The organism is Sphingobacterium sp. UBA7631, assembly GCF_002483935.1.
Classification (GTDB): domain Bacteria; phylum Bacteroidota; class Bacteroidia; order Sphingobacteriales; family Sphingobacteriaceae; genus Sphingobacterium; species Sphingobacterium multivorum.
Map to the genome: position 1 here is coordinate 645,371 of NZ_DLIX01000010.1, position 17,236 is coordinate 662,606.

17 protein-coding genes are annotated in these 17,236 nt (G+C 38.9%); 6 read left to right on the top strand and 11 right to left on the bottom strand.

Going from position 1 to position 17,236, the window contains the following annotated elements; translation table 11 throughout:
• The first annotated feature begins 47 nt into the window (after positions 1-47).
• Positions 48-518 (top strand): hypothetical protein, encoded by a 471-nt coding sequence (locus tag B3P16_RS19245; RefSeq protein ID WP_046676283.1) that lies wholly within the window; start codon positions 48-50, stop codon positions 516-518.
• A gap of 114 nt (positions 519-632) precedes the next feature.
• A complete protein-coding gene (locus B3P16_RS19250) occupies positions 633-1,052 on the top strand; it encodes a DUF6157 family protein (protein ID WP_286751798.1) in 420 nt (139 codons plus the stop codon).
• Positions 1,053-1,082: 30 nt separating this feature from the next.
• Here the strand turns inward: B3P16_RS19250 and B3P16_RS19255 are convergent, their stop codons facing one another.
• Positions 1,083-1,553 (bottom strand): NUDIX domain-containing protein, encoded by a 471-nt coding sequence (locus B3P16_RS19255; protein ID WP_112374725.1) that lies wholly within the window; start codon positions 1,551-1,553, stop codon positions 1,083-1,085.
• On the bottom strand, positions 1,546-2,331 hold the full coding sequence (gene xth, locus B3P16_RS19260) for an exodeoxyribonuclease III (protein WP_286751797.1): 786 nt from the start codon (positions 2,329-2,331) through the stop codon (positions 1,546-1,548). The genes B3P16_RS19255 and xth overlap by 8 nt, the downstream gene beginning before the upstream one ends.
• Positions 2,332-2,790: 459 nt before the next feature.
• On the opposite strand from xth, the gene B3P16_RS19265 reads away from it, so the two are divergent.
• On the top strand, positions 2,791-3,972 hold the full coding sequence (locus B3P16_RS19265; RefSeq protein ID WP_115048573.1) for a glycosyltransferase: 1,182 nt from the start codon (positions 2,791-2,793) through the stop codon (positions 3,970-3,972).
• A 120-nt stretch (positions 3,973-4,092) separates the two neighbouring features.
• Here B3P16_RS19265 and B3P16_RS19270 read toward each other — a convergent pair whose 3' ends face one another.
• Both B3P16_RS19270 and B3P16_RS19275 read right to left on the bottom strand, forming a co-directional pair.
• A complete protein-coding gene (locus B3P16_RS19270; RefSeq protein WP_083295736.1) occupies positions 4,093-4,617 on the bottom strand; it encodes a CinA family protein in 525 nt (174 codons plus the stop codon).
• Positions 4,618-4,668: 51 nt separating this feature from the next.
• Entirely contained in the window at positions 4,669-4,980 is a 312-nt protein-coding gene (locus tag B3P16_RS19275) for a hypothetical protein (protein WP_053003998.1), read from the bottom strand.
• Between the two features lie 216 nt (positions 4,981-5,196).
• Between B3P16_RS19275 and B3P16_RS19280 the strand changes: the two genes are divergently transcribed.
• Positions 5,197-6,387, top strand: a complete 1,191-nt coding sequence (locus tag B3P16_RS19280; RefSeq protein WP_286751796.1) for a hypothetical protein — start codon at positions 5,197-5,199, stop codon at positions 6,385-6,387.
• A gap of 80 nt (positions 6,388-6,467) precedes the next feature.
• Here the strand turns inward: B3P16_RS19280 and B3P16_RS19285 are convergent, their stop codons facing one another.
• Complete coding sequence (locus B3P16_RS19285) at positions 6,468-6,821, bottom strand: winged helix-turn-helix transcriptional regulator (protein ID WP_046676278.1); 354 nt, start codon at positions 6,819-6,821, stop codon at positions 6,468-6,470.
• Positions 6,822-7,405: 584 nt separating this feature from the next.
• On the opposite strand from B3P16_RS19285, the gene B3P16_RS19290 reads away from it, so the two are divergent.
• On the top strand, positions 7,406-8,260 hold the full coding sequence (locus B3P16_RS19290; protein WP_286751795.1) for a metallophosphoesterase: 855 nt from the start codon (positions 7,406-7,408) through the stop codon (positions 8,258-8,260).
• A 176-nt stretch (positions 8,261-8,436) separates the two neighbouring features.
• Here the strand turns inward: B3P16_RS19290 and B3P16_RS19295 are convergent, their stop codons facing one another.
• Positions 8,437-8,817 carry a DoxX family protein gene (locus B3P16_RS19295; RefSeq protein ID WP_236560186.1) on the bottom strand — a complete coding sequence of 127 codons (381 nt, stop codon included), beginning with the start codon at positions 8,815-8,817 and terminating at the stop codon, positions 8,437-8,439.
• A 319-nt stretch (positions 8,818-9,136) separates the two neighbouring features.
• On the opposite strand from B3P16_RS19295, the gene B3P16_RS19300 reads away from it, so the two are divergent.
• Positions 9,137-9,370, top strand: coding sequence for a macro domain-containing protein (locus B3P16_RS19300; protein WP_262511813.1), 234 nt, complete (start codon positions 9,137-9,139; stop codon positions 9,368-9,370).
• 39 nt (positions 9,371-9,409) lie between these two features.
• On the opposite strand, the gene B3P16_RS19305 is transcribed toward B3P16_RS19300, so the two are convergent.
• The 5 genes from B3P16_RS19305 to B3P16_RS19325 all read right to left on the bottom strand — a co-directional run bounded on the left by B3P16_RS19305 (position 9,410) and on the right by B3P16_RS19325 (position 17,229).
• Positions 9,410-9,883 carry a hypothetical protein gene (locus tag B3P16_RS19305; protein ID WP_286751794.1) on the bottom strand — a complete coding sequence of 158 codons (474 nt, stop codon included), beginning with the start codon at positions 9,881-9,883 and terminating at the stop codon, positions 9,410-9,412.
• Between the two features lie 454 nt (positions 9,884-10,337).
• Positions 10,338-11,468, bottom strand: a complete 1,131-nt coding sequence (locus B3P16_RS19310) for a cytochrome-c peroxidase (protein ID WP_070560807.1) — start codon at positions 11,466-11,468, stop codon at positions 10,338-10,340.
• 40 nt (positions 11,469-11,508) lie between these two features.
• Positions 11,509-13,062 carry a DUF6850 family outer membrane beta-barrel protein gene (locus B3P16_RS19315; protein ID WP_159332930.1) on the bottom strand — a complete coding sequence of 518 codons (1,554 nt, stop codon included), beginning with the start codon at positions 13,060-13,062 and terminating at the stop codon, positions 11,509-11,511.
• Positions 13,063-13,129: 67 nt separating this feature from the next.
• On the bottom strand, positions 13,130-14,446 hold the full coding sequence (locus tag B3P16_RS19320) for a DUF4876 domain-containing protein (protein ID WP_286751793.1): 1,317 nt from the start codon (positions 14,444-14,446) through the stop codon (positions 13,130-13,132).
• 17 nt (positions 14,447-14,463) lie between these two features.
• Positions 14,464-17,229: a TonB-dependent receptor gene (locus B3P16_RS19325; RefSeq protein ID WP_286751792.1), complete on the bottom strand. Its 2,766-nt coding sequence runs from the start codon at positions 17,227-17,229 to the stop codon at positions 14,464-14,466.
• Positions 17,230-17,236: the final 7 nt, after the last annotated feature.

Genomic DNA, 17,236 nt, shown 5'->3' on the forward strand with positions numbered 1-17,236 from the left:
CAAATAAATCTTGTTATTTAAACATTATCACTAAATAAATAAATATTATGATTTCAAACAAAACATTACTTGCTTCACTAGCTACCGCAGCGATTTTAGTTTCGTGTAATAATCAAACACCGCAGGAAAAGGCGGCTGAGAAGATGGAGCATGCGGAGGAAAAAGCAGCTGACGCCAATGAAGAGGCAATGAAAACTTCCGAAGATGCTGCGACGAAAGATGCAGAAGCCGTTGTTTATTCCGATAAAGCGGCGGCTAATGCAGCCATTGCTTCAGTGACAGCCCCTGTCCTTTCCAATGATAAAGCCAAGGAGCTTTATACAAAATTAGGTAAAACTTGGGTGGATCGCATCAATGCAGAGTCTGCAGATCAAGCGTTGGATAAAGAGAAATCACTGTTGGATATTAAAAACGAGATCGAAAAAAGTCTTGCTGATGGAAAAATATCTGCTTCGGATAAAGATAACATCATGAAATACCAATCGGATTGTTTAGCCGCTATTAAAGCTGCGCTCTAGAACATACGAGCATAATAATCAATAAATCATAGGATATTTTGCGATTCACTTTCAAATCGTAAGATATCCTATTATTTTTGTTGTTATCCTTACGGCTCCATTGATTAAAGAAAGATGAAAATTATGAAAATCCATTCGACCAATTATTTTAACACATTGATTGAAGCTGCTGCAGATACCAAAGTAGTTAAGGGCACTATTCCACCATCAAAAAGCAATAAAACCGTTGCTAAACGACAATATGAATTAATCGCCTCTGCACCTTATCAGTATACATCTGACGATATTATTTTCCAAGTCTATGCGGAAAGAAGGGATCTAACGCCAGATGAGTATCCTGAAGCAAGAGCAGTTTTTTTCTCAAGAGGACAAGCTTGCCTGCGAGCTTCCCCGCTTACAAAAACCTATGGGTATGGGATTCATAGTAATAGTGAAGGCAAGATCGCTCTATATGGAATGGAAACAGCAATTTATCAGAAGTTTGTAGCGGATGATAATACAGCGAAAGTTAAAGCAATGAGGTCTACTAGGTAGCACTTGCAAAATAAAATGGTGTTGAAAAAATTAACATTTCTCATGAGCAATCACTTGCTCCAAAAAAGAAATCTGCCGTTCGTTTATTTTCTTCCTAGCCTCCGCAAATGTAAACCAACCTCCGCGATCTACTTCTGGATAAGTTTGCATTTTTCCGGATTTCGGCGGCCATTCCATTTCAAAGGTATTGCTTACCAGATCAGCAGGATCTATATCTCCTTCAATTGCCCAGCACTTAACTATTTTTCCCCCTTTCTGTTGAATAGCTTGTAGCGCAATAAAATTTCCGCTGGGAAGATAGCCTGTCTCTTCAATAAATTCCCTTTTGGCTGCTTCAAGTTCATCTTCATACAAATCGATTTCTCCCTTAGGGATTGTCCAAGAGCCTTCATCTTTTTTCGTAAAATAGGGACCACCAGGATGTACTAAGAAAAAATAAATTTCTAGCGCCTCAAATTTATACAATAACAATCCAGCACTGGTATTTATCTTTTTAGCCATTGTTGCTGCTATTCCGTAACCGAATCCATGTAGGGGCATGATCGCTGCTCTTTTCCCAGCCGCGAACATGGCGATCAATACCGCCTTCAATCAAACGATTCTGAATTGAAGGGCTTAATAGGATATGATCTATACGCAAACCGGCATTTCGACTATAAGCCTGACGAAAGTAATCCCAGAACGTATACACCTGCTGATCCGGAAAAAGCTGACGAATCGCATCCTGCCAGCCCGCTTCAAGAAGTTGACTGAAAGCCTCTTTAACCTCCTTTCTGAACAATGCATCGTCGACATATTTTTCAGGTTTATAGGTATCCATTTCAGTTGGAATAATGTTAAAATCGCCGATGAGTATCGCTGGACTATCCATACTAAGCAACGTTTTGGCCCGCTTAGCTAAGCGCTCAATCCACGTCAATTTATACTCAAATTTGGGCCCGGGAAATGGGTTCCCATTGGGCAGATAAAGACAGCAAATCGCGACTTGCTGGATCATAACCTCCAAATAACGGCTTTGAACATCTTCGGCATCACCTGGAAGCACTCTAGAGATTTCTTCGATCTCATATTTAGAAAGAACCGCAACCCCATTCCAGCTTTTTTGACCGTGCCAAACGGCATGATATCCGATGGCATTAATTTCTTTCAGTGGAAAACGTTCCTGCGGAGATTTCAACTCCTGGAGGCATACAACATCAGGCGATTCTTCGGCCAACCAGCGAAGCAAGACTGGTAGACGCGCATTGATACCATTAATATTATAGGTAGCTATTTTCATGAACTCATTTTTAACTTAAATAAACAACCAAAGGAACCTCTTTATTGTTTGAAACTGCTAAGAAAAATTTAAGCGAGGAAAATTGAACATCTTTAGCAAAACAGCACTTATTTATGAAATTTGTATGGGATTAAATGACTATTTAAGTGATACGACGATAAATTCATTTCTCCAACGCTATAAATACGTATTTAACCTGTATTTTTCGGAAGTTCCTTAGCTACCCTACGCTATTTCTATTCAAAAACTACGGTTAAAGCTTCATAAACATCCTTTAGGTATAAATTTTGTTTCAATTACATCAAAAGAATTTACACTCAAATAGCGTACGGATATGGAAAATATTGAAAAGAAAGCAAAAAAAATAGGTTTGGAAAAAGGCTACTATTTATTGCTAATGGCCATTTTGGATCTTCCAGTTGAAGAAGTACAAAATACAGTAAAGGAGGGTTAAATCATATGAAAAAAATAGCAATCATCAGTACTTGTCCGCCTCAAGAATGTGGGTTAGCAACTTTTACGAAAGACCTTAAACAAGGTATGGAATTCGATCCTACTGTACAAATTGACATCATCGCTTTATCTAAACATGGATTAGAGGATTTTAATGAATCTGTACGCTTTGTCATCTTTCGGGATCGACTTGATAGTTATCATCAAGCAGCTCGTATCATCAATGAGGAATATGATTATTGTATTGTGCAACATGAATTTGGAATATTTGGTGGTGCCGACGGTATTTTCATCACACAAATCGCCAACAATCTTACTATACCATTATTAACCGTATTTCATACTATTCTGCAAACCCCTTCATTGCAGCAGAAAGAAATTATGGAATTACTTCTGGAAAAATCTCAGGTGGTTGTCAGCTTATCGCCAAAAGGAGTAGAATTGTTAAAGGAGCAATTTGATTCGGCTCTTACGGATAAAATTAAAGTTATACCGCATGGCGTGCCGCAGTTTGACTATAATCAGGGGTTAGCCAAGTACAGGTTGAATTTACAGCAAAACTTTGTGATGATGACTTTTGGTTTAATCGGAAGAAGTAAAGGGCTTGAATATGCCATAAAATCCCTGTCGGGTATCGATCTTCCTGGATTCAAATACTTGATTGTTGGAAAAACACACCCCAATGTGCTTGCCCATGAAGGTGAATCTTACCGATTCGAACTTCAAAATTTAGTTGATCAACTAGGTTTACAGGATAAAGTTGTTTTTATTGATAAATTCTTAACGGATGAAGAACTTAAAGAGTATCTGACAGCATGCGATATATACTTATCCCCATACCCTCACGAACAACAAATAAGCAGTGGAACCTTATCTTTTGCAGTAGGCGCGGGAGCTGCAGTTATCTCCACTCCTTACTGGCATGCCAAAGATCTATTGAAAGATGATCGTGGCATTCTCACTCCGTTTAACGACATAGAATCCATGCGTGGCAACATCAAATTATTGTATACCTCCCATCGACTACTCGCTTGGCATCGTTTCAAAGCACGCAGCTACGGAGAACAAACTGTATGGAAAAACGTAGCAAAAATGTATATCGAGCTTCTAAATGGAGTAACAACACCGGTGAGATCTTTAATTGATTATGAAAAATACCTCTCTTTTGATTTGAAAAGAGAAGCATAAAGTTAAAGGGCTGTCCGAGGAGTCTAACTTTTCAGGGCAGTGATTAACGTGGACAGCCCTTCCTTTTTACTATTTTATGTACATCCCATCCAATTCAACAGCCTTTCGGATAATCAGTTCTCAAACGGATTGGCTTGACTTTTTACTCACCCTATTTAGTCGTAATAGCCTATTTAAAGTTTCGAATGCCTTTATGGTATAAATGGCCTGCGCTTCTTCCATTTTGACGCTCGATTGAAGTTCAATTTTTTCGGTAGATATAATCTTGTCCTTTTCAGCAATTGAAATATAGGCGAACAATTTACCAGCTGATTCGGGCACGGCTGTTGCATATCCGGTTGTGGCAATAGCCCATGTTGTACCAAACAGGTTGCTTACTGCAAGTGCCATTTCTTCGGTAATTTTCGGAGATACGCAGTCGCATCTTTCGGCTTCCTTTGCATCTACCTTTAGTATTTTTATCTTAGCATTAATCGTATAGGTGGTCACTCCCCCAGCGAAAACTTCCATTGCTCCCTCCATCTGTGAACAGGCTAACTGCAACAATCCCGCTGTCACACTTTCAGCAACGGCAATACGATCTTTAGCATCTTTGAGATTTTGAGCGACTTCGCGCAGTAACAATTCTGGAAACTCTATTTTCATTATATATTAATATAAGGTCATCTACATATGAAGGCATTGCCTACGCTATCTTTATGCCACATGGTATATTTTAATCTCAGGATTATTGCTTATTAGTGGCTTTAGTGCAACGAGGATGATATTATTGTATAATTCTGTTGACAAAAAGGCCTCAGCATCTTCATAAGTATCAAAGCCATATAAGAGCTGTATATCCTCATCGCTGAAGAGTAGCTCTTGTGTTTTCGCTCCTTTTATTTGTTCTCGAAATAAATCTTTGAACTTATTATATGTACTTGTCAATTCCCCCCTATTGGAAGAATTCATTTTTAACACAATTTGCAAATATGCTGTCGTCATTTGTTCCTTATTTTTATTGTCCATAATGGTTTAAATTTCCCTGACCCGGTACGAATGGATTGGAATTGCCCAATCCAAATGTCTCTAAAAACCAAACAGCTTCTAACCAAAGATCGTTTGTAATAAATTAATATTCCTTCGTTATCTAAGCTAACTTTAGCATAAACATTTTAGATGATATGCATGTTAAGTAAAAGGACGATCTTTGCATACTAACATTGAGATAAAATCTATCAGCACATGATATATTCAAAAATAGCGCTGTCAACTGTACTTTTCGTATTAATGGCACTCACTTGTACAGGCCAGAGTTTTGATCGCCAACTGAGGAATCAAAAGGAAAAGACGCAAAAGGAATTTTTGAAGTTTATTACTGAAATAGGAAGTAAAATAACGGATTCGACCTTAACGACCGAACAGCAAAATGCACTATTTAACCCGATCGTTGCGTATGCTCATAAAGAACATACTGGCTTAACACGATTGCGCAAAAAATATTTTGAAAAAATAAAGGCTCCACCAACAGCACTTAATGCATTTATTTTTGATAGCAAGCCTCCTGAGGAACTGTCAAAAATGTTGGAAACCCCACAATTCACGACAGTAAACTTGCTACAGTGTTATCGACCTATCGAAATAGCGCGACTTATCAGCGGAATTATACAACCTATGATTTACCAACAATCGAACATAGGAACAAACGAATCTACAATAGCTTATGCCTTTGGAAATCAAGTCTTCGCTAAACAATTAAAGGAGGAGGTTTGGCAAATTTGGCTAGTAAATAAGCTTTATATGCTTAAGTTCAACCTTAATCTACAAACGATGGTTATCCAAAATTCGGAATATACGCTACCCAATAAAGTGGAATATTTACGACTTGGGATTCCGTTCGTGCCCCAGAAACCAGCCAATGAATTAGAGAAACTCTACCAGGAAATGGATGAAATACGCTGGAACAGCTATTCATCAACTTGGATACAACAACTCAGCCCTCAAGAATGGCAAGATACTATTGATAAGCGATTAGGTACATTTTACCTAAAAAATCAGCCCCGCTTCATAAAAGTTCAAAATGAAATACTCAAGGATCTGGAAAAAGCAAGCAATTTGGATACGAACTGGCAAGAATTGCACTTATCTTCCGATGAAAATATACAATTGACAAAAACCTTAAAAAACCATATTTTGCAACCCGATGAAGTTGCACAGCAGCTATTTTCATTTTCAAACGGCATTATCCCCTTTAATCAAGATGTTGAAGAAATTGGAAAAAATGCGATGTCAGGGTTTTTACACTATATCGTTGGACATGAAAAAGACCAGGTGTGGAAAATTAGATCTTTAGGTTATTCCATTGCATTCGAATATAAGTGGGACCTAAAGCAAGGCCGGTTCTCTGAAATAAAAATCTTTCAGAGACCATCCTAGTGTAAATTTCCATTGTGGCTATACTAAACTTTTTTGAATTAGGTATCGATAAAAAATCAGTGCTGAAAACAAAGCCGTCTTTATGTTATCATTTTATGCTTGGCGCCCCATTTTTCCAACTGACACCAAATAGGGATAAGTTCTGCCGCAATTTCAGTCAATTGATACTCCACTCGAGGGGGCACTTCCGCGTAAGCAATCCTTTTAACCAGTCCTTGCTTTTCCAGCTCTTTGAGCTGCAAAGTGAGCATGCGATCTGTAATCCCTGTAATCAATTGTTTAATCTCACCAAACCGCAGCTTGCCATGCTGTAATTTAGCAAGTATCAACAGCTTCCATCGGCCACCGATCTTACATACAGCATACGCTAAATCACATTCAATAATATACTGTTCATTAATCCTATTGGTTGAATTTTCTTTTCGTTTTCCCATAATTTAAAATCTCTTTAATAGCATACAATCCACTGCAAATAGGGACAAATTTAAGACTTCTACCCTACATCTGTGGCACCACATTCGTCAATAATATGACACAAAGCGAAAGGAGGTTATTGCTCCAAAGCTAATAGTCATCAGCTTTGAAAATAATTTAAAACTGAAATTATGATTATGGAGAAAAACAGCTATTTTAGATTTGGTAATCCAATTATTCATTCCAAATATGCCAGATTCAATTTTAGACTTCGAATATGATCCAACAATTCTATGCCTATCTAAAAATTTTAATGCTATTCATTTTTTTAGATCTTCTAATATTTCTAAGAATACGGTCATTATCAACTTGGAAATCCAATCGAAAGCTACTGAACATAGTCTGGTGGTCTATCAGTATACTTTCCTATCTATCCATATTTCTTAATTTATTTTTTAGATGGACTAGTTTTGAATCTGCCTGTTTAGTATTTTTTCCAGTTTCGTTGCTATTGTGTAAGATAATCTGCCTTTTTTTTATTGGTATTGATGCGGTTGTGCATATTTTCAACATAATAAACAAACGAATAAAAGAAACTAAATCGTTGCCGAAACAAATTGGAAATTTACCCTCCATAAAAAGATCAGATTTTATAGTCAAAAGTGGTCTCCTGTTAGCCAGTGTCCCCATCGTTGCACTTACACGTGGATTTGTCTTTGATTTGTATAAGTACGAGGTCAACCACCTCGATTTAATTTTACCTAATTTACCGAAATCATTTGAAGGAATTACTATAGCCCAAATTTCCGATATACATGCAGGTAGTCTATTTAATTCAACTGCTGTAAAAAGAGGGATTGACCTTTTGTTAGCACAGAACCCTGACATCATCTTTTTTACCGGGGACCTAATCAATGATTTTGCTGCTGAAATGGAAGATTATTTATCCATATTTGATAAAGTGAAGGCTCCATTAGCTACGTTCTCTATCCTCGGGAACCATGATTATGGAGATTATCATTTTAACAGACATCATTTCTTTGATCAGAAGCATTTGACCAAACAACAAAACCTTTCAAATCTCAAATCCATTCATCAACAACTGGGTTGGCAACTACTTCTCAATGAATCGAAAGAACTCGTACTGAATAACGAAAAGATTACGATTATAGGTGTCGAAAATTGGGGCGCAAATAATCCACAAAATTATGGGAATATCGATCTGGCCATGTCTAAAGTAGATAAATCCTCGCCTATCAATTTGATGCTTTCACACGATCCTCCCATTGGCGCGCAGAGATCCTACCCAAATATCCCACAATCGACGTCACTTTCAGCGGGCATACGCATGGGGGACAATTCGGCTATAACAACCCGAATTATCAGTGGAGTCCGGTCAAATATGCTTACCGCGAATGGGCAGGCCTGTACCGTGAAAAGCATCAGGCACTGTACGTAAATGTTGGCTTCGGTTATCTAGATTATCCAAGCCGAGTTGGGATACTACCGGAGATCACTATATTTCACCTGAAGAGTAAAGGTTAAAGCAAGTTAAATACTGTCCCTGATGGATTTTTCACCCAGTACATATTTTCGGGTAACTCATTAAATTCATCACAGATTTCAACACAATTTCTAATCGAATTTCCTATCGGCTGGTCTGAAATACCAAGAAGTAGCAATTAGAATAATGTATAATAGTGCCGGAGCCATTAAAGCGAAAGAATCTCCCGATGCAATATGCGAATACAAGGCACCAGTAGCCGTAAAGAAAATACCCGCATATGCCCATTCTTTCCAAAGTGGTCTTTTAGGCCAAAGCAAGGCAACCACAGCTAATAGTTTCCAGATTCCTAGTAAAGGAAGTATATAACTCGGATATCCCAAATGGTCTATATTTTGTATCCCACCTGCTCCTTCTGTTTGAATTTTAAAAATCTGTATGATAGCAGTTGACAATAACCCTACAGCCAACCATATGGTTGCTATCCAATAAATTATCCGATTTCTTTTCATAATGCGTTGATTTATTTATTATCCTGTTAATTACTTTACATTCCTAGCCACCTCTCCTATCTTCAACACCCGGTATTATCCTTGCCACCCAAAATAAAGCAGCTCTTTTACTGACCGTTCTTTATTATGTAGCTATTTGACTACAAATATAAATGTAGTTATGTAACTACGCAATATTATTTTCACTTTTTTAAAGCGAGGCATTGAATACAACGGCTATCCTGCGATACCCCAATTAAACCTGCTAATTATTTTTTCATTTATTTGAGTTAAGATCAATCCGACGTCACATAGTAACAACAAAATAACCGTAGTTACTATTCATCGCTGCGGTGGGCCGGAAATTCTGGAAGGATGCCGTAACATTGGGGCTAAACAAGGAGGCTGCAAGGTAGGTGAAGCCGTCATCACAACTGCAGGCAAGCTAGCCGCTAAATATGTAATTCATACAGTTGGACCAGTGTGGAATGGTGTCATTACACCGTTTCTGATGGCCGATACAACACTTAAGCAGATCAAAATAGTATGTTTGACGATGATACCTTTCTACTGATCAATCAAATAATAATATAAACCTAGCATAAAACTAAGACTACTCCGCTTCAAATTCCCATCTATATTCATAGGAAGGAACAGGCTTATCAATGTGTGGAAATTGCAGTTTTTTGAGTTCCCTAATATGTTCAAAATCTTTATTTAGAAGTAAATATATACCTGCGTTCTTACCTATTTCTCTTAATATTTCTGGGGTAATCTCTTTTTCTCGACTGTTGGCAGATATGATCATTTTTACAAATTGCTTGCCCGATGAAGTTATATACGGATTTAGCTTATAGGGCCCCGGAATACCAGTATTTTCGTGAGATTGTCCTGCCAATACATCATTGATATAGATAGCATAGTCTACATTTTTTATTTCATGGTAGAGAAAGTATGATTTTACGACCGAGGCTATTCCGCTATGAGCAACCTCAGCAACCTCATCATTTTCCCTATCTCCACCGCCACTGTTACACGACATAAACAACACAACACAGTACATAGCAATGACGATAATTTTTTTCATTTCGTATTTTCTCCTTATTTTTAAAACTGTCGCAATATTCCTTTGATAGCGATTCTAAGCCAATACGACCAACAAGTTAACAACCCAATTTAAGGCCTTAAAACAAGAAATTGCGGATGGCTATACAGCTTATTAAGATACAAATTAGTCGGAATAAAATGGGCTATACAGGTTATTTTTTTACAGGAGAAGTAAGAAAAGTGTAACCATATATCAACCTCTTGGCCGTATTTAAAAGAAAGAGAAACGTCCATCTTTTTAAAATTTCTTTATAAGTCACTAGAATTCACGATATTTGGAAAAATAAACACCCTACCAGTATCTGTTTAAAACATTGGTTATCCAATAGCTGGATAACCTTTTTTGTGCAAGAAGCTATCCTGAAATTGCCCCACTCTCAATATAGCATGTCGAACAGTATGCAAACACAGCTTCACGATTGTTCGGCTGTCATCTATCTCGGTAAACTTTCGGGACGGCGCATACGATAAGAAGTCCCTGTGATGGCGTGCAAAAAGGCCTCAATATCTTTTATTTCATCTTTTGTCAAATTTAGGGGTTGCATCAATGGATCAGTTACAGGATAAAGTGGATCTTTTGCTTTCTGCTCAGCAGTAGCGGAATTCATCTGCATACCACTATTGTACATATTCAACAGACCGGTCATATTCCAAAACAATCCGTTGTGCATCCACGGATCGGTATTCATCACGTCACGTAGGGATGGTGTACGGAAACGTCCTACATCAGCAGGATCCTTTGTAATCTCGTATCGTCCCAGGTCCTGATATTTCCGTTTGTAATAGGTGAGACCAATATTGTGATACAGATCATCGGTAAAAAATTGACCATTATGACAATTCATACAGCGCGCTTTGGTGCGAAATAAATGAAGACCGCGAACTTCCTGATCAGACAACACTTTATAATTGCCATCTAAAAACTCGTCAAAACGGCTTCTTCTACTTGTTAATGTCCGTTGAAAAGCACTCAAGGCTTTCAGTACCTCCGGCATCGAATAATCGGTTTCCCCGAAAGCATCCACAAACAATTTGTTGTATCCGGGGATGGCCTTTAGCTTGGGAATCAGTTTTGTCAATTCCATATCCATTTCATGATGAGCTTCAATAGGACCCAACGCTTGTTCCTCCAATGAACCAGCACGACCGTCCCAAAACAATTCCTTGCGTGCATACACATTGAGCAAAGATGGCGTATTACGCGTGCCTTCAAGATGATCATTACCAACTGGTACGGTAAGCTTGTCAGCCCAGGAAGTCTGGGGGTTGTGGCAGCTACTACAGGATATTTGATTGCTTCCCGATAGAATGGGGTCAAAAAAAAGATATTTCCCCAACTTCACATCAGGCTTTTCCATTAAAGAAAAATAACCGGTATCGATCTTGGGTAGAGACTTAAATTCATTCCAATGAGCCCCTACATCAATTGTTGGTTTTGGCCATTCGCTCACCGGCCGTCGATAATAAAGCTGTATCTCATCATCAAAGGCTTGCTGTTGATCTTTCATAGAAAGCAAACCCACAAAACCAACAATAGTGGCCAATACACAAAACTGCTTTTTCATTCTCTCTTAATTATGCTTATAAACAAGTACGATAACTATTTTAAAATATATAAGAAACCCCCAATTTACCCAGAAACCAATTTTTACCCGGTACACTTGACAACGTATAGTCTATCGGCACCAAATTACCCCTACACTGATAATCCATCTGGAGCTGTATGCTCCAATTGTTCTTTGCATGATGCGTGCCCCATACCCAGGACATATTCCAGCTATTACGTGGAGCGGTGTCGTAAAGATAATCTTGATACAGTATCTGCTTCCCAAAATCCCCTGTATTCAACTCAGATACGTAGAGATTATGGCTTGGTGACCATTGTTTAGTATAGGCGATTGTTCCTATTATATCGGCCGACTGGCCGAGCCGGAATGTTCGATTCAGTCCCAGTCCCAGTTTAACTTGATCAAATTCCATTTGGTTACCACTAACACCATCTTTTTTCTCGGTCTTATACATACCAGCATGGCCTTCAAACAAATACTGATGTACGGCTAATTGAGTTTTAAACGAAATTTCATGCCGACGATAGGTGTAGTTATTTGCTAGATAACTATAATTAAAATCCTGTCCATTTTCAATTTGTCCCTGCAGCGCTACTCTTAGCAATCGCTTACGATGCATCTGCCGGCTCCATAAAAAATCGATTGATCCGATATCTTTTTTATAATCATTTAAGGACAAATAGGTCTGTTTTGAGTTATCATTTCGTCTGAATGATTGTTCTTCATTTAGATAGCGACTATTAAAATAGATCTTATTCCTATCATTGGGTTTCAGGAAGATATGCGCGCCGACGCCTTTACGGTGAATAATATCGTTGTAATTGATCTCTTTTAGTCGCTCACTCGCACTTCCAAAACCGTTCATCATCCAATTGACATACAATGGGTCTTCTGTATTGGTTGTATACTTGTCATTTTTATAGCCCACGTTGACCCGTTCAGAACCATATCCCCAAATACCAGCAATATGATAAGAAAATGTTGGCAGATTGTGACCAACACTCAATTCAAACTGCAGGTTCATATCTTTGATATCGCCTCTGGGATCATTATTGGAGTAGTGAGAGCCTAATCGATAATCGATGCCCAGGGAAATCGGGAGCTTAGCATCGAAGAATGCTCTTTGGATTCCCGCATCGAGCTTATAGGTCTCTCGACTGTATTTATTTTTTCGCAACGAACCAAAATACAATGGCGCATCGACATTCCATCGTGACTGATGGCGCAAAGCAGTACTGTCTTCTGCGGAGCGGTCATATGAAAATCTTCCCCAAAAGCTAGTTTTGCGCCAATCGGTCTTCCCTTCCGTATACAATTGGGATTGAATGAGCCCATCAGTTCCTTGCGCCGCCTTAAAGTCCCCTTGCCCCCTGCTGTGCCGAATACCAAATAGAGAAGATCTATTTTTGATTTCCTCAGGAATCCATACCCTATTTCGTATGGCCATATCATGCATTATTACAAATGATGGCTGATACCAATAGGTCAAAGCTGCTGTTGAATCTAAAGAATTAGACGTACTCTGCCCGAAGACAGCGTGGTGGGCTAAGAAAGCCACCCAAAATAACATGATGTATCTCACACTTTTCATTCAGGTATTTTTTATAAAATACCAGCTTTCCAACGAAAAAGCTGGTATTGGGAATAACCGTTTTTCATTAATCACCAAATCCAAATGGATTTGCTTTTATCGCGATAAAATCTTCTGTGGAATTATTTGTATCTTTTAATTTACGAACTCCATTGTTCGTTTTTTCGGTTTTGCGAATTACAGATTGCGATGAATAGCCACCTAATGGTGCGAAAGTAAAACCTGCATCCTGTGACGCCGTCAATTTTTTAGGAATTCTCGCGTCCTTGGTGTTTGGCTGTACTTCTATGGCATCCATAATCCAACCGACAGGTAACTGTCTGTATTTTTTTGCGGTGGAAGTCGGAACACTGATGGACGGTTCCGCATAGCTCTTCAAATTCTCCACATCTGAACGATTCGCGTGCTTAAAAATAACATAAGCATCCCGCCCTAAATTATCCAATATCCAGTCATTCCCCGTATAATCCAATATCTCCACATTGGGAACAGCCGGATTGTCAATATCTGTTGCAAAAGGAGTTTTGCCAGGGATATCTCCAAAATAAACCTCAAAATTAGCTTTACTCAGATCTACTGTAAGATCCGGATTCTTGATGGCTACTTCTTTTCCATTATTACCAACAAACGGTGCTTTATGGTTTAGAGCATTTTGCGCAATTACAATGCTTTTACCAGGTTCCACTGGATAGGTCTTTCCATTGCCAGGAATCATAAATAAATCTCTTAAGTAAACATAGTCTGTATTTTCTGATTCGTAGCCGCCCATTCCTGAAGATTTACTCCAATCCAATTGGCCATTGGATTGATAGTAATCGGATTGACTGGTCGGAGATTGCCTTCCCCATAACCGGCCAAAGTAAAGACTATCGGCATATAAAACACGTTCTGTATTATTGTAAACTTCAAAAAACTGATCCCTGAATACCGCTCCTTCTTTATTATCAGAACCCGCATAGTAAATCTGCTTGATGACAAAGTCGCCCAATAGACCTGCAACCAATTCCATATCCAAAGTCGTAGAACTGGTTAAACTGATTTTTTTCAGCGAAGCATTGAATGTCACGTCTTCAATACTTGATTCTCCTGTCAAACTGTTGTATTGCGCTTTGGGTATCGAAATAGAAGCATCAATATCATATTCACCCGGTATAATAGAAGTCAGGTTGACCACACCTTGGGACGAAGAATATGTAGCACTGGTTTTTGTTGCCAGATTGGTTATCTTAACAATAACCTTGCTTAAGTCCAACTTGGTATTAAAATTTTCAGAAGCATATTTTAAATTCAGCTTAATATCCAGCGGTTGTACACCGGGTGTATTATCTTTTTTACAGGAGATAAAAGGTAAAAAGAGAAAAGGAATTAAGTAACGAGTTTTCATTGTGTTTAGTTTTTATGTTAAAATTTATAAGTCAGTTGGGCGCCATAGTTGGGAGATGAATTTGGGGCTTGCACTGAAGAAGCTCCTTCCCTATAAAAGCGCGGTTGGTAATCCAGAAAATTATAGACGTTAAATGACAGGTAAATATTCTTGCCTATTTCCTTGGCCATATTGAGACCAAAGTTCCAGTAGACGTAGTTGTTTTCAATATTTACCAAGTCAGCTTCATTTTTCCTTGCTGTGTATAATTCGAGATGCTTCGGATTGTTTATATCAAATTGATCAATGGTATGATACGTATAATCACGTGTATAATATCCTACAGGAATAATATCTCGGTAATTAGATTTATTGTAGTTTAATAATTCACAGTCTGCACTCAGTTCAATAATCAAACGCAAAGCCGGAAAATGAGTTGAACTTCGTAACTGCGCTCGACTTAAATAGTTCTTGGTAGATTTGGACGGAAAAAATCCAAGGATAACGTCATCTAACGCTGTCTTTTCGGCATTAAAATTCAAACGGCTCAGCGCACTGGAACTAGAATTGGCTAGGGTAAATGCGGCAGTAGCGGAGAAAGTTGTCATAATCTGTTGAATTCTAGGTGTAGAATACATGACTTCCGCACCAATATTGGACGATTTATTACTATTGGCAAAGTACAGATTGGACATTAAATAGCTTCTCGTCCCCGTCTGTTCAACTATTGGTTTACCCCCGGGCACCGCAGTAGCCGAATAGGTAGGCAAGTCAATGAGTTGATCAGCCGTAACCGTGTTGATTCCGCGCGTATTTTTTTTATAGAAAAGATTCGTACGTAGCTGATGCCCATTCTTATGCCATGAAAACGATGATTCCAGCGTTTGCCCTACACTACTTTTGAGATTGCTATTATCTTTTTCATAACGCCGCAAGTAAATCAATGCCATACTTTCGTCAACCTTACCATTATAAGAGTTGAGCAATATAATTTCATCAAAAGTAGGCCCGGGATATAGTTGTGCTAATCCAGGAGATTTGAAGGATAAGCCGTATGCTAGCCCAATCTGAGTTGATTTAGAAAGTGAATAATTGATGTTGGTTCTTGGAGAGATGGAAGAGTGACCATTCATAAGATCCCAGCGAACGCCCGCCCGCATGCTAAGATCCCTTCCCCATACTTTTGTCCGCATAGCATCCTCCGCATACAAGCCCAGGTTTTGCAAAGCGTTTGTTAATGAAAAATCATAATACCTATCCGATCTCGCTCCAAGATCCTTTTTGGGAATAGAAGGATCTGCAATTCGCCCCTTTCCACGGTTGATGTCATAACTATAGTTACTTCCAAAGTTTATTTTGTGGATAATATCGCCGGTAATTGCGATGGCATTTCCTTCCAATCGGGCATTTAAATTCAATGGTCTATTATCCACATGATCTAGCGCAGTATACTGACCAGGTGCATATTGTCCTTCTACAATTCCAGTTTGCACAGAATCGGTATAAAGCACGACTGCACCATTATAGTAATACTCCCGATAGGTTTTCTGCAGTGTTGAACTTATTCCTGCATTGAGACTAATGCTTTTAAGGAATTTATGGTCCAATTTGTAACTGGTTCGGCTAGCAGCATTCCAACCCCGGCCGCCAAAAGAAATGGCATTCGAGAGTGGGTCATCTGGATCTTTTCGGACCTGATCAATAACTTTATTGTAAGAGCCTGAGAAGGTTTGTTTCAGACGCTTATCTGCGCCAAAATAGTTTGTCCATATCAAAGTTCCGTTTACGCGGTCGTATTGTTTCAGCTTATCTCTATTGTCTGCGTAAGACTGCACATAACCTAAATCCACATTAATTGTCCCAAGCTTTTTTCCGAGCTGCATTCCCTTAGACAGACCATATGAAGTTGCATTGCTCCGCACTTGAAGCCTAAAAAAAGCCGGAGTCTTGCCAGCCTGCCTTTCGATAATAACGGCACCATTTGATAAATCGCCATAGCGTGCCGGTGCTACGCCAGAAATAACTTCCAAATGTTCGATATTTTCTATCGGAATCTGACGCAGATCCAGACCGCTAAACACATTTTCTCCAGAATAGAATTTTCCCGTTGTCGGTCGACCGGTTAAACCATAATCTGAAGGTCTAATTGCATTCGTTGCGGAAGACATGCCAAATATTCCAGCGTTCCGCCCTTGCATATTACCATTGTTACCCAAAACCATGTCATCCATTATGATAGCGACACCAAAGGAGTTATTCAGTTCATTCGCGTCTCGCGATCGTCCTGTAGTCTCACTAAAAGCACCTCTCAGCGTCAGATTTTGCATCTCCTGCACAGAAGGGGCTGTATTCTTCCGGTTTGGCAATCGGTTCAGCAGATCGTTTAAACTTAGCGCCGGATAACGTTCAATCATTTCGCGATCAAATACGAGTGATGAGTTGCTCAACTCCCCTCTCTTCGCCTGTACCCCAACTTCTTCAAGAGCAAGACTCATATCTTGCAACAAAAAATTTTCAATCTTTTGCATCGAATCTAACAGGACTGTCCTTTCAACCTTTTTCTTACCAATGTAGGAAACCGATAGCGTAACAAGTTTGCCATACTGCTCTTTAGGGATGGTTAAACGATATTCACCACGCCCATCGCTCATACTGGAGAATCCTAACTGATCCAAAATAACGGTACTTCCCAATAGGACTTTCTTATTACCATCAGTGATCTTTCCCCGGATGTATATCGACTGTGCATGCGCAACTGCAATTGTGTAAAATAAAATAAAACTAGTCCAATAGAGCTTTTTCATAAGTGAG